The organism is Nonomuraea muscovyensis, assembly GCF_014207745.1.
In the GTDB taxonomy this organism is placed as follows: Bacteria; Actinomycetota; Actinomycetes; order Streptosporangiales; family Streptosporangiaceae; genus Nonomuraea; species Nonomuraea muscovyensis.
This window is the reverse complement of the sequence record NZ_JACHJB010000002.1, coordinates 1634561-1661154: the sequence shown is the minus strand read 5'-3', so window position 1 is coordinate 1661154 and position 26594 is coordinate 1634561. Positions and strand designations below refer to the sequence as shown.

The 26594-nt window shown below is 73.0% G+C and carries 25 protein-coding genes; 21 read left to right on the top strand and 4 right to left on the bottom strand.

The window, feature by feature from the left end; all coding sequences use genetic code 11:
* The first annotated feature begins 79 nt into the window (after window positions 1-79).
* The 8 genes from FHU36_RS24430 to FHU36_RS24395 are packed head-to-tail and all read left to right on the top strand — an operon-like array spanning window position 80 to window position 7611.
* Complete coding sequence (locus FHU36_RS24430) at window positions 80-1240, top strand: NAD(P)/FAD-dependent oxidoreductase (RefSeq protein WP_185086211.1); 1161 nt, start codon at window positions 80-82, stop codon at window positions 1238-1240.
* Window positions 1237-1497 (top strand): (2Fe-2S)-binding protein, encoded by a 261-nt coding sequence (locus FHU36_RS24425; RefSeq protein ID WP_185086210.1) that lies wholly within the window; start codon window positions 1237-1239, stop codon window positions 1495-1497. The genes FHU36_RS24430 and FHU36_RS24425 overlap by 4 nt, the downstream gene beginning before the upstream one ends.
* Window positions 1494-2975, top strand: a complete 1482-nt coding sequence (locus FHU36_RS24420; protein WP_185086209.1) for an FAD/NAD(P)-dependent oxidoreductase — start codon at window positions 1494-1496, stop codon at window positions 2973-2975. The genes FHU36_RS24425 and FHU36_RS24420 overlap by 4 nt, the downstream gene beginning before the upstream one ends.
* The gene (locus FHU36_RS24415; RefSeq protein ID WP_185086208.1) at window positions 2972-3865 is read left to right on the top strand and encodes a dihydrodipicolinate synthase family protein; all 894 of its coding nucleotides are present in this window, start codon (window positions 2972-2974) and stop codon (window positions 3863-3865) included. The genes FHU36_RS24420 and FHU36_RS24415 overlap by 4 nt, the downstream gene beginning before the upstream one ends.
* The gene (locus tag FHU36_RS24410) at window positions 3862-4863 is read left to right on the top strand and encodes a proline racemase family protein (RefSeq protein ID WP_185086207.1); all 1002 of its coding nucleotides are present in this window, start codon (window positions 3862-3864) and stop codon (window positions 4861-4863) included. The genes FHU36_RS24415 and FHU36_RS24410 overlap by 4 nt, the downstream gene beginning before the upstream one ends.
* Window positions 4860-5873: a proline racemase family protein gene (locus tag FHU36_RS24405; RefSeq protein ID WP_312891783.1), complete on the top strand. Its 1014-nt coding sequence runs from the start codon at window positions 4860-4862 to the stop codon at window positions 5871-5873. Before FHU36_RS24410 ends, FHU36_RS24405 begins: the two co-directional genes overlap by 4 nt.
* A 24-nt stretch (window positions 5874-5897) precedes the next feature.
* Window positions 5898-6932, top strand: a complete 1035-nt coding sequence (locus FHU36_RS24400; RefSeq protein WP_185086206.1) for an ornithine cyclodeaminase family protein — start codon at window positions 5898-5900, stop codon at window positions 6930-6932.
* A 4-nt stretch (window positions 6933-6936) separates the two neighbouring features.
* Window positions 6937-7611 (top strand): GntR family transcriptional regulator, encoded by a 675-nt coding sequence (locus FHU36_RS24395; protein WP_185086205.1) that lies wholly within the window; start codon window positions 6937-6939, stop codon window positions 7609-7611.
* A gap of 34 nt (window positions 7612-7645) precedes the next feature.
* Here the strand turns inward: FHU36_RS24395 and FHU36_RS24390 are convergent, their stop codons facing one another.
* On the bottom strand, window positions 7646-8563 hold the full coding sequence (locus tag FHU36_RS24390) for an EamA family transporter (protein ID WP_185086204.1): 918 nt from the start codon (window positions 8561-8563) through the stop codon (window positions 7646-7648).
* A gap of 141 nt (window positions 8564-8704) precedes the next feature.
* Here FHU36_RS24390 and FHU36_RS24385 point away from each other — a divergent pair, with 141 nt between their 5' ends.
* Window positions 8705-9922: an MFS transporter gene (locus tag FHU36_RS24385; protein WP_246502555.1), complete on the top strand. Its 1218-nt coding sequence runs from the start codon at window positions 8705-8707 to the stop codon at window positions 9920-9922.
* On the opposite strand, the gene FHU36_RS24380 is transcribed toward FHU36_RS24385, so the two are convergent.
* Both FHU36_RS24380 and FHU36_RS24375 read right to left on the bottom strand, forming a co-directional pair.
* Entirely contained in the window at window positions 9884-10687 is an 804-nt protein-coding gene (locus FHU36_RS24380) for an ABC transporter permease (RefSeq protein ID WP_185086203.1), read from the bottom strand. The genes FHU36_RS24385 and FHU36_RS24380 overlap by 39 nt on opposite strands.
* Window positions 10684-11592, bottom strand: coding sequence for an ABC transporter ATP-binding protein (locus FHU36_RS24375; protein ID WP_185086202.1), 909 nt, complete (start codon window positions 11590-11592; stop codon window positions 10684-10686). The genes FHU36_RS24380 and FHU36_RS24375 overlap by 4 nt, the downstream gene beginning before the upstream one ends.
* A 149-nt stretch (window positions 11593-11741) precedes the next feature.
* Between FHU36_RS24375 and FHU36_RS24370 the strand changes: the two genes are divergently transcribed.
* From FHU36_RS24370 to FHU36_RS24315, 12 genes are all read left to right on the top strand, one after another.
* Entirely contained in the window at window positions 11742-12518 is a 777-nt protein-coding gene (locus FHU36_RS24370) for a VOC family protein (protein WP_185086201.1), read from the top strand.
* A gap of 93 nt (window positions 12519-12611) precedes the next feature.
* Window positions 12612-13850: a multidrug effflux MFS transporter gene (locus FHU36_RS24365; RefSeq protein ID WP_185086200.1), complete on the top strand. Its 1239-nt coding sequence runs from the start codon at window positions 12612-12614 to the stop codon at window positions 13848-13850.
* Window positions 13851-14026: 176 nt separating this feature from the next.
* A complete protein-coding gene (locus tag FHU36_RS24360; RefSeq protein ID WP_221496553.1) occupies window positions 14027-14734 on the top strand; it encodes a helix-turn-helix transcriptional regulator in 708 nt (235 codons plus the stop codon).
* Window positions 14731-16143, top strand: a complete 1413-nt coding sequence (gene sufB, locus FHU36_RS24355; protein ID WP_185086199.1) for a Fe-S cluster assembly protein SufB — start codon at window positions 14731-14733, stop codon at window positions 16141-16143. The genes FHU36_RS24360 and sufB overlap by 4 nt, the downstream gene beginning before the upstream one ends.
* Window positions 16143-17267 carry a Fe-S cluster assembly protein SufD gene (sufD, locus tag FHU36_RS24350; protein WP_185086198.1) on the top strand — a complete coding sequence of 375 codons (1125 nt, stop codon included), beginning with the start codon at window positions 16143-16145 and terminating at the stop codon, window positions 17265-17267. Before sufB ends, sufD begins: the two co-directional genes overlap by 1 nt.
* On the top strand, window positions 17264-17587 hold the full coding sequence (locus FHU36_RS24345) for a non-heme iron oxygenase ferredoxin subunit (RefSeq protein ID WP_185086197.1): 324 nt from the start codon (window positions 17264-17266) through the stop codon (window positions 17585-17587). The genes sufD and FHU36_RS24345 overlap by 4 nt, the downstream gene beginning before the upstream one ends.
* 4 nt (window positions 17588-17591) lie before the next feature.
* Window positions 17592-18338 (top strand): Fe-S cluster assembly ATPase SufC, encoded by a 747-nt coding sequence (sufC, locus tag FHU36_RS24340; RefSeq protein WP_185086196.1) that lies wholly within the window; start codon window positions 17592-17594, stop codon window positions 18336-18338.
* Entirely contained in the window at window positions 18335-19612 is a 1278-nt protein-coding gene (locus FHU36_RS24335) for a cysteine desulfurase (protein WP_281394331.1), read from the top strand. Before sufC ends, FHU36_RS24335 begins: the two co-directional genes overlap by 4 nt.
* Before the next feature lie 2 nt (window positions 19613-19614).
* Window positions 19615-20055 carry a Fe-S cluster assembly sulfur transfer protein SufU gene (sufU, locus tag FHU36_RS24330; RefSeq protein WP_185086195.1) on the top strand — a complete coding sequence of 147 codons (441 nt, stop codon included), beginning with the start codon at window positions 19615-19617 and terminating at the stop codon, window positions 20053-20055.
* Window positions 20052-20411: a metal-sulfur cluster assembly factor gene (locus FHU36_RS24325; protein ID WP_101786889.1), complete on the top strand. Its 360-nt coding sequence runs from the start codon at window positions 20052-20054 to the stop codon at window positions 20409-20411. The genes sufU and FHU36_RS24325 overlap by 4 nt, the downstream gene beginning before the upstream one ends.
* Window positions 20412-20744: 333 nt before the next feature.
* Entirely contained in the window at window positions 20745-22679 is a 1935-nt protein-coding gene (locus FHU36_RS24320) for a DEAD/DEAH box helicase (RefSeq protein WP_185086194.1), read from the top strand.
* A 177-nt stretch (window positions 22680-22856) separates the two neighbouring features.
* On the top strand, window positions 22857-25271 hold the full coding sequence (locus FHU36_RS24315; RefSeq protein ID WP_185086193.1) for a glycoside hydrolase family 2 protein: 2415 nt from the start codon (window positions 22857-22859) through the stop codon (window positions 25269-25271).
* Window positions 25272-25466: 195 nt separating this feature from the next.
* Here FHU36_RS24315 and FHU36_RS24310 read toward each other — a convergent pair whose 3' ends face one another.
* A complete protein-coding gene (locus FHU36_RS24310; RefSeq protein ID WP_185086192.1) occupies window positions 25467-26480 on the bottom strand; it encodes a LacI family DNA-binding transcriptional regulator in 1014 nt (337 codons plus the stop codon).
* Window positions 26481-26594 lie beyond the last annotated feature (114 nt).

Here is a 26594-nt window from a genome sequence, read left to right as displayed (position 1 = left end):
CAGGTGTGCCGGTCCGGCCACCGGGAACACCCTTCTCAAGGCGTACGATATGTGACATATTACTGACCGGGAGGTGGGGATGTCCGACGTCATCGTCATCGGCGCCGGGATCGTCGGCGCCGCGTGCGCCTACTACGCGGCGCGCGCGGGACTCGACGTGACCGTGGTCGACCGCGGTCCCGTCGCGGGCGGCACCACCGGTGCCGGTGAGGGCAACGTGCTGGTCTCCGACAAGGAGCCGGGGCCCGAGCTGGAGCTGGCCGTGCTGTCCAACGGGCTGTGGCGCTCGCTGGCCGAGCACGTGGGCGGGTTCGAGCACGAGCCCAAGGGCGGCCTCGTCGTCGCCGAGACCGCCGCGGTGCACGAGCGGCTCGCCGAACTGGCCGCCGAGCAGGGCGTCGAGCACACGGTCGTCGCCGCCGGCGACCTGCGCGGCTACGAGCCGCACCTGGCCGACGGCCTCGCCGGTGGCGTCCACTATCCGCAGGACGCCCAGGTGCAGCCCATGCTGGCCGCCGCCCGGCTGCTCAGGCACGGCGCCGAGGCGTACGGCCGGCCAGATCTCGTCGGCGCGCTCAGCCTGCGCACCGGCGTCACCGTGACCGGCTTCACCCGCGACGGCGACCGGGTGACGGGCGTGCGCACCACCGGGGGCGACATCCCCGGCGGCGCGGTCGTCAACGCGGCCGGCACCTGGGCCGGCGAGGTGGCCGCGCTCGCCGGGCTGCACCTGCCCGTGCTGCCCCGGCGCGGTTTCATCCTCGTCACCGAGCCGCTCTCCCGGCCGCTCATCCGGCACAAGGTCTACACCGCCGCCTACGTCACCAACGTGGCCAGCGACAACGCCGGCCTGGAGACGTCGGCCGTCGTCGAGGGCACGCCCGCCGGGACCGTGCTCATCGGGGCCAGCAGGGAACGCGTCGGCTTCGACCGGACCACCTCGCTGCCCGTGCTGTCCCGGCTCGCCGCGCAGGCCGTCGCCCTGTTCCCCGCCCTGCGCGAGGTGCGTGCCATCCGCTCCTACTGCGGGTTCCGGCCGTACTGCCCCGACCACCTGCCCGTGATCGGCGAGGACCCGCGCGCGCCCGGGCTGTGGCACGCGTGCGGCCACGAAGGCGCCGGCATCGGCCTCGCCCCCGCCACGGGCCACCTGATCGCCCAGGCGCTCACCGGCGCCCGCACCGACCTCGACCTGCATCCCTTTCGTCCCGACCGCTTCCCGGCCGAGGAGCCAGCGTGACAGACGCCTTCGAGATCGCCTTCGAGATCACCGTGGACGGCCGGCCGGTGCCCGTAACGCCGGGGCAGACCGTCGGCGCGGCCCTGCACGCCGCGGGCATCCGCTCCTGGCGCACCACCCGCCTCGGCGGGCGGCCGCGCGGGCTGTTCTGCGGCATCGGGGTGTGCTTCGACTGCCTCGTCACGGTGAACGGCCGCCCGCCCGAACGCGCCTGCCTGCTGCAGGCCCGCCCCGGAGACGAGGTGACCACGTCATGACCGGCCGCTACGACCTCGCCGTCGTCGGGGGCGGGCCCGCCGGGGTGGCGGGCGCGCTCACGGCGGCGCTGGCCGGGCTGAGCGTCGTGCTCGTCGACTCGGGCGCGCGCCTCGGCGGCCAGTACTTCCGTCACCCCGCCGGCGCCCATCCCGGCACGCCGGGCCTCGACCGGTTCCTCCGGCAGAGCCGGGCCCTCGCCGACCGCGCCGACCTCCTCCTCGGCCACCAGGCCTGGGCGGTGGAACACACGGCCGCGGAGCACGACGGCGGGTTCACCCTGCGGTGCACCGCGCCGGACGGGAGCCCCGTCGCCGTGGCGAGCCGGCGCCTGCTCATCGCCACCGGCGCCCACGACCGGCCGCTGCCGTTCCCCGGCTGGGACCTGCCCGGCGTGCTGACGGCCGGCGGCGCCCAGGCGCTGCTGAAGGGCAACGGGGTCGTCGCCGGCCGCCGGATCGTCGTGGCCGGGACCGGGCCGTTCCTGCTGCCCGTCGCGACGGGCCTGGCCGGTGCCGGCGCGGATGTGCTCGGCGTGTTCGAGGCCGGTGGGGGGCTGGGGCTGGCCCGGCACCCCCTGCTGGCCGCCGGCAAGGCCGGGGAGGCGGCGGGCTACGCGCTCGCCCTGGCCAGGCACCGCGTGCCGTACCGGACCCGGCAGGCCGTGGTCGCCGCGCACGGCGAGCGCGAGCTGGAGGCCGTCACCGTGGCCCGCCTCGACCGCGACTGGAACGTGCTGTCCACCCGCCGCGTCGCCTGCGACACCCTGGCGACCGGCTACGGGTTCGTGCCGCAGATCGACCTCGGGGTCCAGCTCGGCTGCCGGACGCGGGCCGACCCGGACGGCAGCCCGGTGCTCGTCGTGGACGCCCGGCAGCGCACCTCCGTGCCGGGCGTGTGGGCGGCAGGCGAGCCGGCCGGCGTGGGCGGCCGGGAGCTCGCCGAGCTCGAAGGCCGCATCGCCGGCCGCACGATCAGCGCCGAGCACGACCCCGTCCCCGGCGCGCCGGCGCGGCGGCGCGAGCGGCTGCGGGCGTTCGCCCGCGCGCTGCTGGAGGCGTACCCGATCCGGCCCGGCTGGCAGCGGTGGCTGCGCGACGACACGCTCGTCTGCCGGTGCGAGGAGGTGCCGCTGGCCCGCGTCCGCGAGGCCCGTGAACTCGGCGCCACCGACGCCCGCTCGGTGAAGCTGCTGTCGCGGGCGGGCATGGGCTGGTGCCAGGGGCGCGTCTGCGGCCACGCCGTCGCCTGCCTCACCGGCGTGCCGGTCACGCAGCCGCGCCGCCCCCTCGCCCAGCCCGTCACCCTGGGCGCCCTGGCCGCCCTGACGGACACCCACGACCCGGCGGGTGCTCAACACCCGGCGGGCAGCCAGGACCCGACCGGCCCGCGGGAGCCGGCCGGTGGTCAGGCCGGCAGCCGAGCCGGCGACCGCAACTCCAGTGCAGCAAGCACCACTGATGGGAAGGACTCAGCATGATCGAGCGCGTCAAGCCCTGGCAGGGCGTCATGGTGGCCACGGCGCTGCCCCTCCACGACGACCTGTCCGTCGACCTCGACGGCTACGCCGCGCACTGCCGCTGGCTGGTCGAGAACGGCTGCGACGGCGTGGTGCCCAACGGCTCGCTGGGCGAGTACCAGACGCTCACCGACGACGAGCGGGCCGCCGTGGTCGCCACCGCCGTCGAGGCCGTCGGCGGGCGCAACGTGATGGCGGGCGCCGGCGCGTACGGCGCGGCCGAGTCACGCCTGTGGGCCGAACGGGCCCGCGACGCCGGCTGCGGCTCGGTGCTGCTGCTACCGCCCAACGCCTACCGGGCCGACGAGCGGGCCGTCGTCGAGCACTACCGCGAGGTGGCCAAGGCGGGAATCCCCGTCGTGGCCTACAACAACCCGTACGACACCAAGGTGGACCTCACGCCCGCGCTGCTGGCCCGCCTGTTCGACGAGGGCCTGATCGTGGCCGTGAAGGAGTTCACCGGCGACCCGCGCCGGGCGTACGAGATCGTCGAGCTGGCGCCCCAGCTCGACCTGCTGATCGGCTCCGACGACGTGCTGCTGGAGCTGGCCCTGGCCGGCGCCGTGGGCTGGATCGCGGGCTACCCCAACGCGCTGCCCGCCTCCAGCGTGGAGCTCTACCGGGCGGCCGTCGCGGGCGACCTCGCCACCGCGCTGCCCCTGTACCGCAAGCTGCACCCGCTGCTGCGCTGGGACTCCAAGACGGAGTTCGTCCAGGCGATCAAGCTGTCCATGGACCTGGCCGGCCGCCGCGGCGGGCCGTGCCGACTGCCCCGCGGGCCGCTCACGGACGAGCAGGCCGCCGCGGTGCGCGCCGTGACCGAGAAGGCGCTGGCCGAGGGCCTGCGATGAGGACCAGTCGCGTCTTCCACGCCGTCGACTCGCACACCGAGGGCATGCCCACCCGCGTCATCACGGGCGGGGTGGGCGTGATCCCGGGCGCCAGCATGGCCGAGCGGCGCATTCACTTCCGCGACAACCTCGACCACATCCGCAGGCTGCTGATGAACGAGCCGCGCGGGCACGCCGCCATGAGCGGCGCCATCCTGCAGCCGCCCACCCGGCCCGACGCCGACTGGGGGGTGCTGTTCATCGAGGTGTCCGGGCTGCTACCGATGTGCGGCCACGGCACCATCGGTGTGGCGACCGTGCTGGTCGAGACCGGCATGGTCGAGGTGGTCGAGCCCGTCACCACGGTACGGCTGGAGGTGCCCGCCGGCCTCGTGGTGGTGGACGTGGCCGTCCAGGACGGCATGGCCATGTCGGTCACCCTGCGCAACGTGCCGTCCTACTGCGACCGGCTCGACGCCGCGGTCACCGTGCCCGGGTACGGCGAGATCCGCTACGACCTCGCCTACGGCGGCAACTTCTACGCCATCGTCGACCTCGACGCCTACGGGCTGCCGTTCGACCGCAAGGCCAAGAACGAGATCCTCGCCGCCGGCCTGGCCACGATGGAGGCGATCAACACCACGGCCGAGCCCGTGCACCGCGAGGACGACCGCATCCGCGGCTGCCACCACGTCTACTTCGCCGCGCCCGGTTCCGACGCCGGGCACTCGCGCCACGCGATGGCCATCCACCCCGGCTGGTTCGACCGCTCGCCGTGCGGCACCGGCACCAGCGCCCGGATGGCCCAGCTGCACGCGCGGGGCGAGCTGCCGCTCGGCCGCGACTTCGTCAACGAGTCGTTCATCGGCACCCGTTTCGTCGGCAGGCTGCTGGAGGAGGCCACCGTCGGCGGCGCCCCGGCCGTGGTGCCGTCGATCACGGGCCGCGCCTGGGTGACCGGCACCGCCCAGTACTTCCTCGACCCGCGCGACCCCTTCCCCGAAGGGTTCGAGCTGTGAGGGGCGGGCAGGCGATCACCACGGTCGACTACCACACGGGCGGCGAGCCGTTCAGGGTCGTCACCGGCGGGGCGCCCGGCCTGCCCGGCGACGACGTGCTCGACCGGCGCGCCCGGGCGAGCGCGCCGGGGAGCGCGGCCGACCGGGTGCGCCGGCTGCTCTGCCACGAGCCGCGCGGCCACGCCGACATGTACGGCTGCTTCCTCGTCCCACCCGACACCCCACCCGGCGACCGGCCCGGCGAGCAGGGGGCGCACTTCGGCGCGTTGTTCTGGCACAAGGACGGCTTCTCCACCGCCTGCGGCCACGGCACGATCGCGCTCGGCGTGCACGCCGTCCAGGAGGGGCTGGTCGAGGCCCGGCCCGACGGCGACAGCGACGTCCGCCTCGACGTGCCGTCCGGCCGGGTCACCGCCCGGGTCCGCTCCGAGGGCGGCCGCATCCGGTCCGTCACGTTCGTCAACGTCCCGTCGTTCGTCCTCGCCCGCTCCGTCGCCGCGGCGGGGATGCGGGTGGACCTCGCCTACGGCGGGGCCGTCTACGCCTGCCTGCCCGCCGGCGCGGCGGGCCTGGCCGTGCGGCCCGAACACCTGACCGACCTCATCGCCACGGCCCGCCGGATCAAGGCGGACCTCGCCGGGCACCCCGCCACCCGCCACCCCGCGGACGACCGCCTGTCCGGCGTGTACGGCGTGATCTTCTACGACGAGCTGACCGGCGGCGACGGCCACGTCCGCCAGCGCAACGTCACCGTGTTCGCCGACGGCGAGGTCGACCGGTCCCCGTGCGGCTCCGGCACGGCCGCGCGGCTCGCCCTGCTGCACGACGAGGGGGTCCGCGACCCGCTCGTGCACGAGAGCGTCGTCGGCAGCCTCTTCCGCGCCCGGGTGGTCGCCGAGACCCCGCAGGGCGTCGTGCCCGAGATCGAGGGCATGGCCTACCGCACCGGCCGGCACGTCTTCGAACTCGACCCGGACGACCCGCTCGGCACCGGGTTCACCCTGAGATGACCCCTGTATGGAGATGAACCCGGCATGACCGATCTGCCCTACCTCGACGCCGCCACCGTGCGGCGGCTGGTGCCCGTGGAGCGGGCCGTGGACCTCCTCGAGGGCGCCCTGCGGGACGGACTCGACCCCGAGGACACGCCGCTGCGCCCGATCGTCGAGCTGCCCGCCGGTCAGCTCCTGCTCATGCCCGCCGCCGCCGGCGGCTACGCCGGGCTGAAGGCCGTCTCCGTGACGCCCGGCAACCCCGCCCGCGGGCTGCCCCGCATCCAGGGGACGTACCTGCTGCTCGACGGCGGCACGCTCGCACCGCTGGCCGCCCTCGACGGCGTCGCGCTCACCGACGTGCGCACTCCGGCCGTCTCGGCGCTCGCCGTCCGCCACCTGGCCGAGCCGGACGCCCGCGACCTCGTGGTGTTCGGCTCGGGACCGCAGGCGTGGGGGCACGTCGCGGCCCTGCGGCGGGTGCGCCCGATCGAGCGGGTCACGGTGGTCGGCCGCGACCGCGGACGCGCCGAGGCCCTCGCCGCCCACTGCCGCGCGGACGGCCTGCACGCCGAGGCCGTCACCGCCGGCCCGCCCACCTCGGCGGACACCCCTGCGCCCACCCCGGAGCCCAACCCGGCGGACACCACAGGTGGCCGCCCCGGGCCCGTGGCGGACGCCGCGCTCGCCGCCGTGGCACGGGCCGACCTCGTCGTGTGCTGCACCACCGCCAGGGAGCCGCTCTTCCCCGGGCACCTGCCGCGCGACGGCGCCACCGTCGTCGCCGTCGGCTCCCACGAGCCGGACGCCCGCGAGCTCGACGGCGCCCTGATCGCCCGCGCCACCGTGGTGGTGGAGGCGCGGGCGGCGGCGCTGGCCGAGGCGGGTGATGTGATCGTCCCGATCCGCCACGGTACGATCACCACTGGTCATCTCGCCGGAAACCTCGCCGAGCTGATCTCCGGCCGCCTGGAGCCGGGCCCCGGCCCGCGCGTCTTCAAGAGCACGGGCATGGCGTGGGAGGACCTGGTGGTGGCGGCCACGGCCTACGAGGCGTGGCACGCAGGGAAGGAATGAGCGGATGACTGCCGAGCACGGGCTCGACCTGCCGGCCGTGGGAGAGCGGCAGAGCCTGCGCGAGCAGGTGTCGCAGGCGCTGCGCGCCGCGCTGATCACGGGTGAGATGCGGCCCGGCGTCGTCTACTCGGCGCCGGTGCTGGCCCAGCAGTTCGGCGTCTCGGCCACGCCCGTGCGCGAGGCCATGCTCGACCTGGCCAAGGAGGGTCTGGTCGAGGCGGTGCGCAACAAGGGCTTCCGGGTCACCGAGCTGTCCGACCGCGACCTCGACGAGCTGACCGAGATCAGGCGGCTGATCGAGGTGCCCACCGTCACGCGGCTGGCCGGCGCCGAGCCCGCCGCCGACTTCGGGCGGCTGCGGCCCGTCGCCGAGGAGATCGTCTCCGCCGCCGAACGCGCCGACCTGCTCGCCTACGTGGACGCCGACCTGCGCTTCCACCTCGAACTGCTCGCCCTGTCCGGCAACGCCCACCTGGTGTCTGTCGTCAAGGACCTGCGCACCAGGGCCCGCCTGTACGGCCTGGCCCGGCTGCCGGGGCGCACCCTGACCGACTCGGCGCGCGAGCACCTGGACCTGCTGGACGCCCTCGAACGCGGCGACCCCGACGCCGTCGGCCACATCATGGGGCAGCACATCCAGCACGTCCGCGGCATCTGGGCCCACCCGGCCTCTTCCTGACCCGCCAGGCCCGCGAAAGAGCGGGCGGCGCGGGTCAGCGGGAGCGGGAGGAGCGGGTGGAGCCGAGGCTCGCGGCGACGATGCACCCGATCGCCGCCCACTGCTGCAGGTGCAGGATCTCGTTCAGCAGCAGCACCCCGATCAGCGCCGCCGCCGCCGGCTCCAGGCTCATCAGGATGCCGAAGACCTGCTTGGGCATCCGCCGCAGCGCCTGCAGCTCCAGCGAGTACGGGATCACCGACGACAGCAGCCCCACTCCGATCCCGATCAGCAGCAGCTCCGGCTGGAGCAGGTCCGCGCCGCCCGTGGCGACGCCCACCGGCGCGATGACCACCACCGACGCGATCATCGCGAACGACAGCCCGGACGTGCCGGGGAACCGCTGCCCGGCGGCGGCCGACAGCAGGATGTAGCCCGCCCAGCAGGCGCCCGCCACCAGCGCGAACCCGATGCCCGCCCAGCTCACCGTCTCCGCCTGCCCCCAGGGCGCGAGCAGTGCGATGCCGAGCCCGGCCAGCGCGACCCACAGCAGGTCGAGCCGGCGCCGCGAGGCCGCCACCGCCACGCCCAGCGGCCCGAGGAACTCGATCGCCACCGCGACCCCCATCGGCAGCCGCGCCAGCGCCTCGTAGAAGGTCAGGTTCATCAGCGCCAGCGTCGCGCCGAAGCCCAGCCCCACCGCCCAGTCGCGCCAGGACATGCCCTTCAGCCGGGGCCGGGCCACCGCCGCCATGATGAGCGCGCCCGCGGCGATCCGCAGGAACACCACCGCGCTCGGCGGCAACGCCGTGAACAGCTCCTTGGCGAACCCCGCCCCGATCTGCACCGAGAAGATCGCCAGCAGCACCAGACCGGAGGGCGGGATGGAGTCGGCCGCCGTTCGCAGCAGACCACCCGGCCCCGGCAGGCCCGGCCTGCGGTCGAACGGGTCGTCAAGGGCGAAGGCGGTCACGGCACTCCTCGGACGAACTCGGGACGAACTCAACAGGGCGATCGTCCGAGGATAGTCAACATGCCGGACATTTCCCCATTTGGGGGTCGAGTCAGGGGGGTGGCCCGCACGCGGGGCGGCGCGCCCCCGACGATGGACACCATGACCGCCCCCGCCCCACCCGTCACGCTCTCCCGCCCCCCGCTCGCCCTGTCCGTCGCCTCGTTCGTCTCCAGCTTCGACCGCTTCGCCGTCGGCCCCATGCTCGTCCTGATCGCCCTGGACCTGAGGGTGCCGCTGGCCGCGGCGGTGGCGGCCGCCAGCGGCTACTACCTCGCCTACGGGCTGACCCAGCCGCTGTGGGGGGTGCTGTCCGACCGGTTCGGGCGGCTGCCGGTGATGCGCGGCGCCCTGCTCGGCGCCGCCGTGGCGGGCGTCGTCTCGGCGCTGATGCCGGCGCTCGGCACGCTGGTGGCCGCGCGGGTGGTGGCGGGCGCCTGCTTCGGAGCGGTGATCCCCACCTCGCTCACCTACGTCGGCGACACGGTCGCCCCGTCGATCCGCCAGCGCGCCCTGTCGGACCTCATGGGCGCCACCGCCCTCGGCACCGCCGTCGCCACCGGGCTCGGCGGGGTGCTGGCCGACCTGGTCGACTGGCGGGCGGTCTTCGCGATCTCCGCCGCCTGCGCCCTGGCCTGCGCGGCGGGGCTGCGCACGGTGCCCGAGCCGCCCCGGGGCGCCATGGGCGGCCTGGGCGCGCACGTGGGCGCGGTGCTGGCCGACCGCTGGGCGCTGCTGGTCTTCGCCCTGGCCTTCGTCGAGGGGGCCGTCCTGCTCGGCGTCATGCCGTTCCTGGCGCCCGCCCTGCAGCACCACGGCGTCAGCGCCGCCGTGGCCGGGCTCGCCGTCGCCGTCTACGGGATCGGCCTGTGGCTGCTCACCCGCCTGGTGAAGCGGCTGACGCAGCGGTGGCCGCCCACGGCACTCATCGCGGTCGGCGGCGCCCAGATGTGCGTGGGGTACGCCCTCGTCGCCGCGCACGTGAGCCTGCCCACGGTCATGGCGGCCGCGCTGCTGTTCGGCGGCGGCTGGTCGTTCATGCACTCCTCGCTGCAGACCTGGGCCACCTCCGTGGCGCCCCGGGCCCGCGGCACCGCCGTGGCCTTCTTCGCCGCCGCCCTGTTCGTCGGCAGCGCGGTGTCGTCCTGGGCCGGCGGCCCGGCCGCCGAGAGCGGCGCGTACGGGCTGCTGTTCGGCGTCGCGGCGGCCGTCGCGCTGCCGCTCACGGTGGTCGCCGTCGTCGGACGGCACCGCTACGCGGCCCGGACGGGGGCGGCGGGCTCACTCCCAGCGGAAGGTCCGCGAGGCCAGGCCGAGTGACACGGCCGCCCACGCGGCGAGCACCGCCAGCGCCCCCCACGGCAGGGCCGCGCCGCCGGCCAGCACCGTGCGCAGCCCGCCGGTGAGCGCCGAGATGGGCAGCAGCTCCAGCACCGGCCGCACCGAGCCGGGGAACTTCGACAGCGGGAACATCACCCCGCCCGCCCCCAGCAGCACGAGGTAGACGAGGTTGGCCGCCGCCAGCGTCGCCTCGGCCCGCAGCGTGCCCGCCATGAGCAGGCCGAGGCCGCTGAAGGCCGCCGTGCCCAGCAGGATCAGCAGGACCGCCGCCGCGAACGACCCCTGCGGCCGCCAGCCGAGCGCCAGCGCCACCGCCACGATGACCACGACCTGGAGCAGCTCGACCGCCACCACGGCCAGTGTCTTGCCCATAAGCAGGCCCGCCCGCGACAGCGGCGTCGCGCCGAGCCGCTTCAGCACGCCGTAGCGCCGCTCGAAGCCGGTCGCGATCGCCTGCCCGGTGAACGCCGTGGACATCACCGCCAGCGCCAGCACGCCCGGTGTCAGGAACGCCACCCGGCTCCCGCCGCCCATGTCGATCAACGGCGCCAGCGAGAACCCGACCAGCAGCAGCACCGGGACGATCAGGGTGAGCAGCAGTTGCTCGCCGTTGCGCAGCGTCGCGCGCACCTCCGCGCCCGCCTGGGCGAGCACCATCCGGCCGAACGGCGCCGCCCCCGGGGCGGGCGTGAAGTCCAGCGCCGGCGGGGCGGCCGGGACGGCGGGATCGGTGGGCGTGGTCATCGCAGCTCCCTGCCGGTCAGCTCCAGGAAGACGTCCTCCAGCGTGCGCCGCTCGATGCGCAGGTCGTCGGCCGTGACGCCCTCGGCGGCGCACCACGCGGTCACGGTGGCGAGCAGCTCCGGGCCGACCAGTCCCTCGATGATGTAGTGGCCGGCCGGTGACTCCTTGGCGACGCTGCCCGCCGGCAACGCGTTGAGCAGCTCCTCCAGCGCCAGGCCGGGCCGGGCGCGGAAGCGGAGCTGGCGCTCGGCCCCGGTCAGCGAGGCAGGGCTGCCCTGCGCGACCACCTTGCCCCTGTCGATGATCACCACCTGGTCGGCCAGCCGTTCGGCCTCGTCCATGTGGTGCGTGGTCAGCACCACCGACACGCCCGCGCCGCGCAGCTCGGCCACCAGGTCCCAGCAGGCGTGCCTGGCCTGCGGGTCGAGCCCGGCCGTCGGCTCGTCGAGGAAGACCAGCTCCGGCCGGCCGACCACGGCGGCGGCCAGCGACAGCCGCTGCTGCTGGCCCCCCGACAGGCGCCGGTAGGGTGTGCGGCCGTGCTCGGCCAGGCCCAGCCGGGCGAGCAGAGCCCCGGAGTCGAGGGGCCGGGCGTAGAAGCGGGAGACCAGGCGCAGCCACTCGGCGCAGCGCATCGCCGGCGGCACGCCGCCCGACTGCAGCATCACGCCCACGCGGGGCCGCAGCGCCGGATCGTCGGGCGCCTCGCCCAGCACGCGGACCGTGCCGCCGTCGGCCTTGCGGAACCCCTCGCAGATCTCGACCGTGGACGTCTTGCCCGCGCCGTTGGGGCCGAGCACCGCGGTCACGGCCCCCCGCTCGGCACGCAGGGACAGGCCGTCGACGGCCGTCGCGCCGCCGTAGCGTTTGACCAGGCCGATGATCTCGACGGCTGGGGAGTCCATGGCCACGAGTCTAGGGACTGCCCGCGACGGCCACGATCCCAGCCCGGCCCGCCGGATATGGGCGCCTGTTTGCCGGGGCATTCCCTGGAGGCCGCCCGGGGCGGGCACAGTCTCACTGACGGCGGGGATTCGCGCACCAGGAGGTCACCATGTCACTGCGCAGCGGGTACGAGCCGGGCGTCCCGTGCTGGGTGGATCTGTCGAGCACCGACGTGGACGCGTCCGTGCACTTCTACGGCGAGGTCCTCGGCTGGCGGGCCGAGATGGTCGACGACCCCGAGGCCGGGGGATACGGCCAGTTCTTCCACGAGGGGCGCAACGTCGCCGGGGTCGGGCCCGTCTTCGCCGAGGGCATGCCCTCGGTCTGGAACACCTACGTTGCCACCGAGGACGCCGCCGCCACCGCCGACCGGGTCGAGGACGCCGGCGGCACCGTCGTCATGCCGCCCATGCAGATCTTCGAGGAAGGCACGATGGCCGTCTTCCGCGGGCCCGACGGCGCCCACGTCTGCGTCTGGCAGGCCGGCCGGCACAAGGGCGCCGAGCTGGTCAACGAGCCGGTCTCGCTCTGCTGGAACGAGCTGGTCACCCGCGACGTGGCCGCCGCCGAGCGGTTCTATCCGGCGGTCTTCGGCTGGACGCCGCGCCCGCAGGAGATGGACGGCGTCACCTACACCGAGTGGCTGTCGGGCGGCGCGAGCGTCGCGGGCATGATGGAGATGTCGCCGAACTACCCGCCCGAGACGCCGTCCCACTGGATGGTCTACTTCGCGGTCGCCGACCTCGACGACACCGTGGCCGCCGCTCGCCGCCTGGGCGCCAGCGTGCTCATCGACGCGATGGAGTCCCCTCCCGGCCGGTTCGGGATGTTCGTGGACCCGCAGGGCGCGGCCCTGTCCGTCATCCAGCTCACGGAAAATCAGTAAAAAACCGGTAATCGGGAATGAGGAAGACTTTATTCGGGTTTGATTCCTCGGCCCTCGTGGGGTCACACGCCTGCGAGGGAGAGGAACCGCGCCATGCCGGTGGCTCAGGCCGCACCGTCCGCCGTCGAACGGGAGAGCCGGAGCCGTCGCCGCCGGCTGTTGCTGTTCATCCTGGGGGCGCTGTCGGCCATCGGCCCGCTCTCGATCGACATGTACCTGCCGGCGCTGCCGGCCATCACCGGCGAGCTGCTCAGCACCCCGGCCCAGGTCCAGCTCACCCTGACCGCCTGCCTCATCGGCGTCTCCGTCGGCCAGGTGATCGCCGGCCCCGTCAGCGACGTGCGCGGGCGCCGGGTGCCCCTGCTCGTCGGCGTGGCCGGGTTCGCGCTGGCGTCGCTGCTGTGCGCGTTCGCGCCCTCGGTGCCGGTGCTCATCGCGCTGCGGCTGACGCAGGGCCTGTTCGGGGGCGCGGCGCTGGTGATCGTCCGCGCCGTGGTGCGCGACCTGTACGACGGCGCCGCCATCGCCCGCATCTTCGCCACGCTCATGCTGGTCAGCGGCCTGGCGCCGATCCTCGCCCCGATCGCCGGGGCCCAGCTGCTCGCCTTCACCTCCTGGCGGGGCGTGTTCGTCGCGCTCAGCCTGGCCGGGCTCGTGCTCATGCTGTCCGTGCTCGGCGGCGTGCGCGAGACGCTGCCCGCCAGCGAACGGCACGGCGGCGGCCTGCGGCACACCGCGGGCACGTTCGGCCGGCTGCTGCGCGACCGCGCGTTCATGGGCTGCGCCCTGACCGCGGGGCTGTCGTTCTCCGCGGTGTTCGCCTACGTCTCCGGCTCGCCGTTCGTCGTTCAGGAGGTCTACGACGCCTCGCCCCAGCAGTTCTCGCTCGTCTTCGGGCTCAACGCCTTCGGCCTGACCGTGATGGCCCAGATCGGGGGGCGCCTGTCGGGCCGGGTGCCGCCCCTGCGCCTCATCCTCACCGGCCTGGTGCTCGCCCTTCTCGGCGGCGCGATGCTGCTGGCCGCCGCGATCGTCGGGCTCGGCCTGGCGGGCATCGTCGCCGGGCTGTTCGTCATGATGTGCGGCCAGGGGCTCGTGCTGCCCGCCACCGGAGCGCTCGCCCTGGCCGGCCAGCCGCCGCAGGTGGCGGGCAGCGCCTCGGCCCTGCTCGGCGTGCTGCAGTTCGCGCTCGGCGCGATCTCCGCCCCGCTCGTCGGCCTGGTGGGGTCGGGCACCGCGACGCCCATGGCCGCCGTCATCCTGGGCCTCATCGTGCTGGCCGCCGCGACGTTCACCCTCCTCGGCCGGACCGCGACGTCGCAGGTTAGGTAAGGCTTGCCTGCGTGAGAAATTGCATTGCCCGCCTCTCCGGAACCGTTTGTGCACCGGGAAGGAATTACGGCACACTGATGTTGTCAAAACATATGGGAGCCAGCCCGACACGATGAGCCGAGCGGGGCGCCACAAGCAAGCCCCCCGCGAAGCGCACGAGGAGTGGTGAGCGACCGATGCAGAACGTGCCCACGATCGAGCCGGGAAGCGAGCGCAGCACCCGAGCGCGCGTGGCCCGGCTGATCCTCGAGCACGGTCCCGTAGCGGCGGCCGCGCTCGGCGAACGGCTCGGGCTCACGCCCGCCGCCGTCCGCCGTCATCTGGACGCGCTGCTGGCCGACGGGTTGATCGAGCCCCGCACGGTCAGACCGCGCGGCCAGCGCGGGAGAGGGCGACCGGCCAAGCTGTTCGCCATCACCGACGCGGGGCGCAGTGCTTTCGAGCACGCCTATGACGATCTGGCCGGGAGTGCGCTGCGCTTCCTGGCCGAGCGCATGGGCGAGCAGGCTGTGGCCGACTTCGCCCGCTCGCAGGTTTCCGGCCTGCTGAGGCGGCTGGAGCCGGTCATGCGGACGGTGCCGGCCGACCAGCGCGTTGAGGTGCTGGCGCAGGCGCTGTCGGCGGAGGGTTACGCTGCCTCGGCCAGCAAGGCCAAGTTCGGCGGTGATCAGCTCTGCCAGCATCACTGCCCGGTGGCGCACGCGGCGGCGGAGTTCCCGCAGCTGTGTGAGGCCGAGACGGAGGCGTTCGCGCAACTGCTCGGCACGCCGGTGCAGCGCCTGGCCACGATCGCCCACGGCGACGGGGTCTGCACCACGCACGTGAGCCCGCAAACGCTGGGCGATCCCGCACATAGAGAGACAAGCAAGGAGACCGGAAGGTGACTGTCACCGACCGCCCGGAGCTCGATGGCCTCGGGAATTACAAGTTCGGCTGGGCCGACCCGGATGCCGCCGGGGCGGTGGCCAAGCGCGGCCTGTCCGAGGAGGTCGTCCGCAACATCTCCGCGCTCAAGAGCGAGCCGGAGTGGATGCTCGACCTTCGCCTGAAGGGCCTCCGGCTGTTCGACAAGAAGCCGCTGCCCACCTGGGGCTCCGACCTCACCGGCATCGACTTCGACAACATCAAGTACTTCGTGCGCTCGACGGAGAAGCAGGCCACGTCCTGGGACGAGCTGCCCGCCGACATCAAGAACACCTACGACAAGCTCGGCATCCCCGAGGCGGAGAAGCAGCGCCTCATCGCCGGTGTCGCCGCCCAGTACGAGTCCGAGGTCGTCTACCACAAGATCCGTGAGGACCTCGAGGAGAAGGGCGTCATCTTCGTCGACACCGACACGGGCCTGAAGGAGCACGAGGAGCTCTTCAAGGAGTACTTCGGCTCCGTCATCCCGGTCGGCGACAACAAGTTCGCCGCGCTCAACACCAGCGTGTGGTCCGGTGGCTCGTTCATCTACGTGCCGCCGAACGTCGAGGTCGAGATCCCGCTGCAGGCCTACTTCCGGATCAACACCGAGAACATGGGCCAGTTCGAGCGCACCCTGATCATCGTGGACGAGAACAGCTACGTCCACTACGTCGAGGGCTGCACCGCGCCGATCTACTCCTCCGACTCGCTGCACTCCGCGGTCGTCGAGATCATCGTGAAGAAGAACGCCCGCTGCCGTTACACGACCATCCAGAACTGGTCCAACAACGTCTACAACCTGGTGACCAAGCGCGCCGTCGCCTACGAGGGCGCCACCATGGAGTGGATCGACGGCAACATCGGCTCCAAGGTCACGATGAAGTACCCGGCCGTCTACCTCATGGGCGAGCACGCCAAGGGTGAGACGCTGAGCGTCGCCTTCGCCGGCGAGGGCCAGCACCAGGACGCCGGCTCCAAGATGGTGCACCTGGCGCCCAACACCAGCTCCAGCGTCATCTCCAAGTCGGTGGCGCGCGGCGGCGGCCGCACCTCCTACCGCGGTCTCGTGCAGATCGAGGAGGGCGCCCACGGCAGCGCCAGCACCGTCAAGTGCGACGCGCTCCTGGTCGACCAGATCAGCCGCTCCGACACCTACCCCTACGTCGACGTCCGCGAGGACGACGTGTCGATGGGCCACGAGGCCACGGTCTCCAAGGTCAGCGAGGACCAGCTGTTCTACCTCATGAGCCGCGGGCTCGGCGAGGACGAGGCGATGGCGATGATCGTGCGCGGCTTCGTCGAGCCGATCGCGCGCGAGCTGCCCATGGAGTACGCGCTCGAGCTCAACCGGCTGATCGAGCTGCAGATGGAAGGAGCCGTCGGCTGATGGGCCTGAACGAGAAGCCCTTGTCGACCCTGCACGAGAAGGCGTCCTACGACCTGGCCGACTTCGAGGTGCCGACCGGGCGCGAGGAGGCGTGGCGTTTCACGCCGCTCTCGCGCCTCAAGGGCCTGCACAACGGCAAGGCCCAGGTCAGCGGTCAGGTCATCACCCAGGCCTACACGCCGGCCGGCGTGAGCGCCGAGTGGGTCGGGCGTGACGACGCGCGGGTCGGCAAGGCCTACGTGCCGGCCGACCGGATCAGCGCCCAGGCCTACAACGCCTTCGAGAAGGCGCTGGTCGTCACCGTGCCCAAGGAGGCGGTGCCCGACGGCCACATCGGCATCGAGCTGCGCGGCGGCGGTGCCGAAGGCGCCTCCTACGGCCACATCGTGATCAACGTGGAGCCGCTCGCCGAGGCCGTGGTCGTCATCGAGCACCAGGGCAGCGCCGTCTACGCCGACAACGTCGAGTTCGTCGTCGGCGACGGCGCGACCCTCAAGGTCGTCAGCCTGCAGGAGTGGGACGACGACGCCGTGCACGTCTCCCACCACCACGCCCAGCTCGGCAAGGACGCCACCTTCCGCAGCTTCGTGGTGACCCTGGGCGGCGACGTGGTGCGGCTGTCGCCCAGCGTCTCCTACACCGCCCCCGGTGGCGACGCCGACCTGAGCGGCGTCTACTTCGTCGACGCGGGCCAGCACCTGGAGCACCGGCTTCTGGTCGACCACTCCCAGCCGCACTGCCGCAGCAACGTCGACTACCGCGGCGCGCTGCAGGGCCAGGACGCCCACGCGGTGTGGATCGGCGACGTGATCATCCGGGTCGAGGCCGAGGGCACCGACACCTACGAGCTCAACCGCAACCTCATCCTCACCGACGGCGCCCGCGCCGACTCGGTGCCCAACCTGGAGATCCTCACCGGCGAGGTCGCCGGCGCCGGCCACGCCTCGGCGTCCGGCCGTCTCGACGACGAGCACATCTTCTACCTCCAGGCCCGTGGCATCCCGTTCGACGACGCCCGCAGGCTGGTCATCCGCGGCTTCCTCGGCCAGCTCATCGAGCGCATCGAGGTCGAGGAGATCCGCGAGCGCGTCCTCGGCGCGGTGGAGGCGGAGCTGGCCCGATGAGCGACCACTACGAGAAGGTGTGCCGCCTCGGCGACATCCCCGACGGCGGCGTCATCGGCGTCGAGGTCGGGGAGACGCCGGTCGCGCTGGTGCGCACCGGCTCGGAGGTGCGCGCGCTGCACGACGTCTGCTCCCACGCCGAGGTCAAGCTCAGCGAGGGCGAGGTGTACGACGGCACCCTGGAGTGCTGGCTGCACGGCTCGTGCTTCGACATCCGCACCGGCAAGCCCACCGGACCGCCCGCCACCAAGCCCGTGAACGTCTACACAGTCAAGATCGACGGCGATGACGTCCTCGTCTCGCTCTCGAAGGAGTCATAAACACATGTCCACCCTTGAGATCCGTGACCTCCAGGTCGCCGTCGAGGACAAGGAAATCCTGCGCGGCGTCAACCTCACCGTGAAGTCGGGCGAGACCCACGCCATCATGGGCCCCAACGGCTCGGGCAAGTCCACCCTCGCCTACGCCATCGCGGGCCACCCCAAGTACACGATCACCGGCGGCCAGGTGCTGCTCGACGGCGTCGACCTGCTGGAGCTGTCGGTGGACGAGCGGGCCCGCGCCGGCCTGTTCCTCGCCATGCAGTACCCCGTCGAGGTGCCCGGCGTCTCGGTGTCCAACTTCCTGCGCTCGGCCGTCACCTCGGTCCGCGGTGAGGCGCCCAAGCTGCGCCAGTTCGCCAAGGACCTCAAGGCCGGCATGGACGCCCTGTCCATCGACGCCTCCTTCGCCCAGCGCAACCTCAACGAGGGTTTCTCCGGCGGCGAGAAGAAGCGCCACGAGATCCTCCAGCTCGAACTGCTCAAGCCGAAGATCGCGGTGCTCGACGAGACCGACTCCGGCCTCGACGTCGACGCGCTGCGCGTGGTGTCCGAGGGCATCAACCGCTTCCGCGCCTCGGGTGAGACGGGTGTCCTGCTCATCACCCACTACACCCGCATCCTGCGCTACGTGAAGCCCGACCACGTGCACGTCTTCGCCGGTGGCCGGATCGTCGAGGAGGGCGGGCCGGAGCTGGCCGACAAGCTCGAGGCCGAGGGCTACGAGCAGTACACGAAGGCGAGTGCATGACTTCCATCAGCTTGGACGTGGAGAGGATCAGGAAGGACTTCCCGGTTCTCTCCCGCGAGCTGCCCGGCGGGCGCAGGCTCGTCTACCTCGACTCCGGCAACTCCTCGCAGAAGCCCGCCTCGGTCGTCGAGACCGTGCGCGAGCACCTGGCGATGCACTACAGCAACGTCGGGCGCGCGATGCACGTGCTCGGCGCGGAGTCGACCGAGGCCTACGAGGGCGCGCGCGACAAGGTGGCCGGTTTCATCGGCGCGCCCTCGCGCGACGAGGTGATCTTCACCAAGAACGCGTCCGAGGCGCTCAACCTCGTCGCCCACGCCTTCGGCCCCCACCTGTGGGGCTCCACCGAGGCGGCCGACCCGCGCTTCGCGCTCGGTCCCGGCGACGAGATCGTCATCTCCGAGATGGAGCACCACTCCAACATCGTGCCGTGGCAACTGCTCGTGCAGCGCACCGGCGCGACGCTGAAGTGGTTCGGCGTCACCGACGACGGCCGGCTCGACCTGTCCGAGCTGGAGCGGATCGTCACCGACCGGACGAAGATCGTCTCCATCGCGCACCAGTCCAACGTGCTCGGCACCGTCAACCCGGTCGCCGACGTGCTGCGGCGCGCGCGCGAGGTCGGCGCCCTGGTGATGCTCGACGCCTCCCAGTCGGTGCCCCACCACCCGGTGGACGTCGCCGAGCTGGGCGTCGACCTCGTCGCCTTCACCGGCCACAAGATGCTCGGCCCCTCGGGCATCGGCGTGCTGTGGGGTCGCGGCGAGCTGCTGGAGGCCATGCCCCCGTTCCTGGGCGGCGGCGAGATGATCGAGGCGGTCTGGATGGACCACTCGACCTACGCGCCGATCCCGCACAAGTTCGAGGCAGGCACCCCGCCGATCGTCGAGGCGATCGGGCTGGGCGCGGCCGTCGACTACCTCCAGGGCGTCGGCATGGACGCGATCGAGGCCCACGAGCGCGAGCTGACGGCCTACGCGCTGGACGCCCTGCGCGAGGTCCCCGGCCTGCGGCTGATCGGCCCCGACTCGCTGGAGCGGCGCGGCGGCACCCTGGCCTTCACGCTGGAGGGGATCCACCCGCACGACGTCGGGCAGATCCTCGACGACGAGTTCGGCATCGCCGTACGCGTCGGCCACCACTGCGCCCGCCCGCTGCACCTGCGGTTCGGAATACCCGCCACGACCCGGGCGTCGTTCTACCTGTACAACACCACGGGCGAGGTCGATGCCCTGGTGCGCGGTCTCCATCACGTACAGAAAGTGTTCGCATAGCCATGATCGGCGAGTCGATGTACCAGGAGCTGATCCTGGAGCACTACAAGCACCCGCAGGGGCGGGGGCTGCGTGAGCCGTACGACGCCGAGGTTCACCATGTGAACCCGACGTGCGGCGACGAGATCACGCTCCGGGTGAGGGTCGGCGACGCGGGCAAGATCGAGGACGTCTCCTACGACGGCCAGGGCTGCTCCATCAGTCAGGCCGCCGCGTCCGTGCTGCACGAGCTGACCACCGGCTCGACGGTCGAGGAGACGCTGTCGGTGGTGGACGAGTTCACCCGGCTCATGCAGGGCCGCGGGAAGGTGGAGGCCGACGAGGAGGTGCTCGGCGACGCGGTCGCGTTCGCCGGGGTCGCCAAGTTCCCCGCCAGGGTCAAGTGCGCGCTGCTGTCCTGGATGGCCTACAAGGACGCTGTAGTGAGGAGTGCCAGCCGATGAGCAAGCCGGTGGAGACGCCGACCGGATTCGACGGTGACGCCACCGTCGAGGAGGTCATGGAGGCGCTCAAGGACGTCGTCGACCCCGAGCTCGGCATCAACGTCGTCGACCTGGGCCTGGTCTACGGGCTCAACCTCGACCCCGCCGACGGCGGCAAGCCCGTGGCGACCATCGACATGACCCTCACCAGCGCGGCCTGCCCGCTGACCGACGTCATCGAGGATCAGGCGCACTCCGCGCTCGATGGTATGGTCTCCGATGTGAAGATCAACTGGGTCTGGCTCCCGCCGTGGGGCCCCGACAAGATCACTGATGAGGGTCGTGAGCAGCTTCGTATGCTAGGCTTCAACGTCTGATCTTTGCAGGACGGTCGGCACTCCGGTGCCGACCACCCAGCGTGCCAAGGCCCGGGTGACCGGGTCAGCCGGGGAATACACGGTGTGTTCCCCGCGTTGGCATGACGTGCACCTGACGCACCCATGTGCGTTTCGCCGCCTGCGGCCGGCAAGCGGGTGCGCGTAGACGGCCCACGCGAGTCGGTGAGCACCGACCGGGCCTGTCCCCACCCCAGCGGGTGCCGATCACCCGCGCTTTTTCCGACGAAGTACGGCGAGGCAGCCGTACGTCCTGGCTCGTCCTTTCGCAGAAGTGACGCGCCACTTCGACTGAAAGGCACGACGTTCGTGACCATGCTTGATGCTGTCCTGCCCGAGCTCGCCCCCGAGCAGGAGCTCACCCCCGAGCAGGGCCTGTCCGGATTCGAGCTGCTGGGCCTGCCCAAGCCGCTCGTCACCGGGCTGGCCAAGCAGGGCATCGACAGCCCCTTCCCGATCCAGAGCGCCACCATCCCCGACGTCCTCACGGGCGCCGACGTGCTCGGCCGCGGCCAGACCGGCTCCGGCAAGACGCTCGCCTTCGGCCTGCCCACCATGGCCCGCATCGCCGGCGTCCGGCCCGCGCCGGGCCGTCCGCGCGCGATGATCCTCGTCCCGACCCGTGAGCTGGCCCTCCAGGTGCACGACGCGCTGGAGCCGCTCGGCCGCGGTCTCGGCCTGCGCATGAAGGTCATCGTCGGCGGCATGTCGATGGGCAAGCAGATCGAGGCGCTGCGCCGCGGCGTCGACATCGTCATCGCCACCCCCGGGCGGCTGGGCGACCTCATCCGCCAGGGTGAGTGCTCGCTGGCGGAGGTCGAGGTCAGCGTTCTCGACGAGGCCGACCACATGTGCGACCTCGGCTTCTTCCCCGTCGTCACCGACCTGCTCGCGCAGACCCCGGCCGACGGTCAGCGGCTGCTGTTCTCGGCCACGCTCGACGGCGACGTCGACAAGCTGGTGCAGCGCTTCCTCAAGAACCCGATCACCCACTCCGTGGCGCCCGCGACCTCCCCGGTCGACACGATGGAGCACCACGTGCTGCAGGTGACGCGCGACGAGAAGTTCGACGTGACCGCCGAGATCGCCAACCGCGACGGCCGTACGATCATCTTCGTCCGCACCCAGCACGGCGTCGACCGGCTGTGCAAGCAGCTCGCCCGGGTCGGCGTCCGCGCCGGCGGCCTGCACGGCGGCAAGCGCCAGAACCAGCGCACCCGCATCCTCGCCGAGTTCCGCGAGGGCTCCGTCAACGTGCTCGTCTGCACCGACGTGGCCGCGCGCGGCATCCACGTCGACAACATCAGCCTCGTGCTGCACGTCGACCCGCCGCAGGACCACAAGAGCTACCTGCACCGCGGCGGCCGCACCGCCCGCGCGGGCGAGAAGGGCACCGTGGTGACGCTGGTGCTGCCGAACGAGCGCCGCTCCACCGAGCAGCTCACCCGGCGCGCCGGCATCCACCCGTTCCGGCTCAAGGCCGGCCCGGGTCACCCCAGGGTCGCCGAGGTGACCGGCGCCCGCACGCCGAGCGGCGAGTCCATCCCCGTGTGGGAGCCCGACGTCCGCAAGCCGCTGCGGCCGCGCCGCGACAGCCACGGCGGTGGGCACGGCGAGCGCCGTGGCCGCCGTCCGCGCCGCGACTTCGACGGTGACCGCCGTCCGCGCCGCCACGACGACACCGACCGCCCCGCGCGCAGGCACGACGAGGGCGACCGGTCCTTCTCGGCCGGCTCCACGCGTGGCTCCGGCTTCGCGGGTGACGAGCGCCGGGCGCCCCGCCACGACGGCGACGGCTCCCGCGAGCCGCGCACGTTCGGTGACGACCGCCGCTCCGGCGGCGAGCGCGGCGGCTTCCGCCGTGACGAGGGCGGCGCCCGTGGCGGGTTCCGCTCCGACGACCGCGCTGGTGACAGGAGCGGCGACCGGTCCGGCGACCGTGGCGGGTACCGGTCCGACGACCGTGGCGGGTTCCGCTCGGACGACCGCGGCGGGTTCCGTTCCGGCGAGCGCGGCCAGCGCAGCGGCGGGTTCCGCGGCGAGAGCCGGGGCGGGTTCCGCTCGGACGAGCGTGCTCCCCGTACCACCACCGGCGACCGCGGCCGTCCGTTCTCGGCCGATCGCGACCGCGGCGGCTTCCGGTCCGACGACCGGCCGCGTGACGGCTACCGCTCCGGCGGTGTCCGTGGCGACGACCGCGGCGGGCGCGGCGGCTACCGCTCGGGTGGCGAGCGCCGCTACGGCCGCTGACCGCTGACAGAACTCCGGCACCGCCCGTCGTACCTCTCCCACGAGGAGGGTACGGCGGGCGGTGCCGTTTTTGCGTGCTGCCCGCGACTATGAAGCGGTTCAGTAAACATATTGCCAGTACGCCGAATAAATGCTGATATGTGCGTATTGCTCGATCGATCCTCGGAGAGTTGTCGCATGGGCTTTCGGCGTGCCTTGCATGAGTCCTGGACCGTCCGCGCGGTGGACGGCGGCGCCGCGCACCCGCCCTCTGCCGTGCGAGCCGCCGTGCCGGCCGCCGTGCCCGGGTGCGTGCACACCGATCTGCTCGCCGCCGGCCTGATCCCCGACCCCTACCTCGACGACAACGAGACCCGCCTGACCTGGATCGGCCGCACGGCCTGGCGCTACGAGACCGTGTTCGACTGGAGCCCGACCGGCCACGAGCGGACCGACCTGGTGTGCGAGGGGCTGGACACGGTGGCCCTGATCGAGCTCAACGGCCAACGGATCGGCGAGACCGCCAACATGCACCGGTCGTACCGCTTCGACGTCGCGGGCGCGTTGCGTGAGGGGGAGAACCGGTTAAGCGTCACGTTCGACTCGCCGTACGCGTACGCCGAACGGGTGCGGGCCGAGCTGGGGGACCGGCCGGGCGCGTACGCGGAGCCGTACCCGTTCATCAGGAAGATGGCCTGCAACTTCGGCTGGGACTGGGGACCGACGCTCGTCACGTCCGGGATCTGGCGGCCCATCGGCCTGCACGCGTGGAGCGGCGTCAGGATCGCCGACGTGCGCCCCCTGGTGTCCCTCCACGACGCGACGGCCCGGGTGGACGTCCACGTGAAGGTGGACGGCGGGGCAGCCGCGGAGGTCACCGCGTCGCTCGGGGAAGTGTCGGGGCAGGCCCGGATCCCCGCCGGGCGCACCGACGCCGTGATCACGCTGGAGGTGCCGGATCCCGCCCTGTGGTGGCCACGCGGCCACGGCGACCAGCCGCTCCACGAACTGGTGGTCACGGCCGGGGACGACGTGTGGCGCAGGGACATCGGGCTGCGCGAGGTGCGTCTGCGCACCGACGACGGCGCCTTCACCCTGGCCGTCAACGGCGTCGACGTCTTCCTGCGGGGCGTCAACTGGATCCCCGACGACTGCTTCCCCACCCGGGTCGGCCGTGACCGGTACGCCGCGCGGCTCGCCCAGGCGTGCGAGGCCGGAGTCAACCTGGTGCGCGTGTGGGGCGGCGGCCTGTACGAGAGCGAGGACTTCTACGACCTGTGCGACCGCCTCGGGCTGATGGTCTGGCAGGACTTCCCGTTCGCCTGCGCCGCCTACCCGGAGGAGGACCCGATCGGCGCCGAGGTGGCGGCCGAGGCGCGCGAACAGGTCACCAGGCTCACCCCGCACCCGAGCCTGGTCCTGTGGTGCGGCAACAACGAGAACATCCAGGGCCACGCCGAATGGGGCTGGCGCGAGCGGTTGCAGGACCGTAGCTGGGGCGCCGGCTTCTACCTGGAGACGCTGCCCCGCATCGTGGCCGAGCTCGACCCCACCCGCCCCTACTGGCCCGGCAGCCCGTACTCCGGCTCGGCGGACCTGCCCCCGAACGACCCGGCCCGCGGCACCATGCACATCTGGGACGTGTGGAACGAGCGCGACTACACCGCCTACCGCGACTACCGGCCCAGGCTGGCCGCGGAGTTCGGCTTCCAGGCGCCGGCCGCCTACGCCACCGTCCGCCGGGCGGTCGGCGACGACCCGCTGCTGCCTGACTCTCCCGGCATGCTGCACCACCAGAAGGCCGCGGACGGCGACCTCAAACTGGCCGCCGGGCTCAAACCGCATTTCCCGGTACCGGAGACGTTCGACGACTGGCACTACCTGACCCAGGTCAACCAGGCGCGTGCCATCCGGCTCGGGGTGGAGCACTTCCGGTCGCTGTGGCCGTACTGCGCGGGCAGCGTGGTGTGGCAGCTCAACGACTGCTGGCCGGTCACCTCGTGGTCGGCCGTGGACGGCGACGGCCGCAGGAAGCCGCTCTTCCACGCGCTGCGCAGGGCCTACGCCGACCGGCTGCTGACCGTGCAGCCACGCGACGGCGGCCTGGTGCTGGCGGCCGTCAACGACACCGGCCGGCCGTGGCGGGCGCGGGCACAGGCCGTGCGGCACCGGTTCGACGGCTCCGCGCGGGCTACGCAGGACCTCGACCTCGACGTTCCGCCGCGCGCCGTCGTGACGCTGGAGCTGGCCGCCCCGGTGGCCGGCGCCGGCGATCCCGCCGGCGAGCTGATCGCCGTCCGGGCGGGGACGGGGGAGCGGGCCCTGTGGTTCTTCGCGCCCGACCGCGACCTGAACCTGCCCGAACCCCACTACGACGCGGTCACCGAACGCACCCCCGGCGGGGTGCGGCTGACCGTCACCGCGCGCACGCTCCTGCGCGACCTGGCCGTGTTCCCCGACCGGCTCGACCCCGCCGCCGAGGTGGACGACCAGCTCGTCACGCTGCTGCCGGGGGAGCGGGCGAGCTTCCTGGTCGCCGGCGGCGACCCGGAGGAGCGGGCCCTCACCCGCCCGCCCGTGCTGCGCTGCGTCAACGACGTGGCCGTGAGCTGAGGCACCGGCGCGCCGGGCCGGCCCTTCAGGCCGCTGGGCGTGATGCGAGGGGTGACGTGCTCACGGCGGACGTGGTCCACCCGGCCGGCCTCGGTCGGATCAGGTTATCTGGATAACATCACTTAAACGGATAAGTAACAATAAGCAGTGGGTCGCGGAGAATGGTCGGGTCGCGGCTGGATGTCCGCGGCCGGCTCAGGGCGCGGGGGCCGTGCTCCCCCGGGGGAGCAGCCGGGCGACCGGATCCTCCACGCAGGCCGGCTCCCCGCCGTCGACGAGGTGCAGCAGCCGCTGGACGGCGCGCGCGCCGCAGGCGGGGGTGTCGCGGGTCAGCGCCGTCAGCGGCGGGCGCACCACCCGGCACAGCGGCGAGTCGTCCCAGGCCACGATGGACAGCCCGGCCGGCACGTCCAGGCGCATCTCCTGGGCCACCGACAGGCCCGCCAGCGCCATGATGTCGTTGTCGTAGACGATCGCGGTGGGCCTCGCCCGCGAGCTGAGCAGCCTCCGGGTCGCCCGCGCACCCTCCTCGCCGGTGTAGTCGGTGTGGGCCACGGGGCTGCCGTCGAGCTCCAGAGCCGCGCACGCCTCGGCGAACGCCCGATCCCTGATCGCGGTGTGCAGCAGCCCGGGCAGCCCGGCCACCCGGGCGACGCGCCGGTGGCCGAGGGCCGCGAGATACTCGATCACCTCGCGCATCACGGCGGCGTCGTCCGACCACACCGCCGGAAGGGAGCCCGCGCCGGACGGGTGCCCGACCACGACCGCCGGCATGCCGAGCCGCTCGACCACCGGCACCCGCGGGTCGGCCACGTGCAGGTCCACCAGGATCACGCCGTCCACCCGGCCCTCGCCCCACCAGCGCCGGTAGACCGCGATCTCCGCCTCGTGGTCGGCCACCACCTGCAGCATCAGCGCGCGCGACCCGGCGGCCAGCTCGCTCTCGATGCCGCTGATCAGCTCCATGAAGAACGGCTCCACGCCCAGGAAGCGCGCCGGTCGGCACACCACGAGGCCCACCGCGTCGGCCCGGGCCCCGCTGAGCGACCGCGCCGCCAGGTTGGGGCGCCAGCCGATCTCGTCGGCGATCGCCAGGACCCGCGCCCGGGTGGCCGCGGAGACGCCGGGCCGGCCGTTCAGCGCGTAGGAGACGGCCCCCTTGGAAACGCCGGCCCGCTGGGCGATATCGGCGATCGTCGGCCTTCTCACCCGCCCACCCCCCTCGACCGGCGCACGTTGCACTGAACCGTATCAGTGCTGCTGGCGGACGCGGAGCCGCCATCTTCGCCCCAAAGGCCGGTAATCGATGGATCATGGAGAAAC

Bases quoted from the DNA above. Each gene is read 5' to 3' on its own strand.
- FHU36_RS24360 (WP_221496553.1), top strand. From the start codon at position 14,027: ATGCAGAACGTGCCCACGATCGAGCCGGGAAGCGAGCGCAGCACCCGA.
- FHU36_RS24410 (WP_185086207.1), top strand. From the start codon at position 3,862: ATGAGGACCAGTCGCGTCTTCCACGCCGTCGACTCGCACACCGAGGGC.
- FHU36_RS24325 (WP_101786889.1), top strand. From the start codon at position 20,052: ATGAGCAAGCCGGTGGAGACGCCGACCGGATTCGACGGTGACGCCACC.
- FHU36_RS24430 (WP_185086211.1), top strand. From the start codon at position 80: ATGTCCGACGTCATCGTCATCGGCGCCGGGATCGTCGGCGCCGCGTGC.
- FHU36_RS24395 (WP_185086205.1), top strand. From the start codon at position 6,937: ATGACTGCCGAGCACGGGCTCGACCTGCCGGCCGTGGGAGAGCGGCAG.
- FHU36_RS24370 (WP_185086201.1), top strand. From the start codon at position 11,742: ATGTCACTGCGCAGCGGGTACGAGCCGGGCGTCCCGTGCTGGGTGGAT.
- sufD (WP_185086198.1), top strand. From the start codon at position 16,143: ATGGGCCTGAACGAGAAGCCCTTGTCGACCCTGCACGAGAAGGCGTCC.
- FHU36_RS24400 (WP_185086206.1), top strand. From the start codon at position 5,898: ATGACCGATCTGCCCTACCTCGACGCCGCCACCGTGCGGCGGCTGGTG.
- FHU36_RS24385 (WP_246502555.1), top strand. From the start codon at position 8,705: ATGACCGCCCCCGCCCCACCCGTCACGCTCTCCCGCCCCCCGCTCGCC.
- FHU36_RS24315 (WP_185086193.1), top strand. From the start codon at position 22,857: ATGGGCTTTCGGCGTGCCTTGCATGAGTCCTGGACCGTCCGCGCGGTG.
- FHU36_RS24415 (WP_185086208.1), top strand. From the start codon at position 2,972: ATGATCGAGCGCGTCAAGCCCTGGCAGGGCGTCATGGTGGCCACGGCG.
- FHU36_RS24420 (WP_185086209.1), top strand. From the start codon at position 1,494: ATGACCGGCCGCTACGACCTCGCCGTCGTCGGGGGCGGGCCCGCCGGG.
- FHU36_RS24320 (WP_185086194.1), top strand. From the start codon at position 20,745: ATGCTTGATGCTGTCCTGCCCGAGCTCGCCCCCGAGCAGGAGCTCACC.
- FHU36_RS24375 (WP_185086202.1), bottom strand. From the start codon at position 11,592: ATGGACTCCCCAGCCGTCGAGATCATCGGCCTGGTCAAACGCTACGGC.
- sufC (WP_185086196.1), top strand. From the start codon at position 17,592: ATGTCCACCCTTGAGATCCGTGACCTCCAGGTCGCCGTCGAGGACAAG.
- FHU36_RS24335 (WP_281394331.1), top strand. From the start codon at position 18,335: ATGACTTCCATCAGCTTGGACGTGGAGAGGATCAGGAAGGACTTCCCG.
- FHU36_RS24380 (WP_185086203.1), bottom strand. From the start codon at position 10,687: ATGACCACGCCCACCGATCCCGCCGTCCCGGCCGCCCCGCCGGCGCTG.
- FHU36_RS24365 (WP_185086200.1), top strand. From the start codon at position 12,612: ATGCCGGTGGCTCAGGCCGCACCGTCCGCCGTCGAACGGGAGAGCCGG.
- sufU (WP_185086195.1), top strand. From the start codon at position 19,615: ATGATCGGCGAGTCGATGTACCAGGAGCTGATCCTGGAGCACTACAAG.
- FHU36_RS24345 (WP_185086197.1), top strand. From the start codon at position 17,264: ATGAGCGACCACTACGAGAAGGTGTGCCGCCTCGGCGACATCCCCGAC.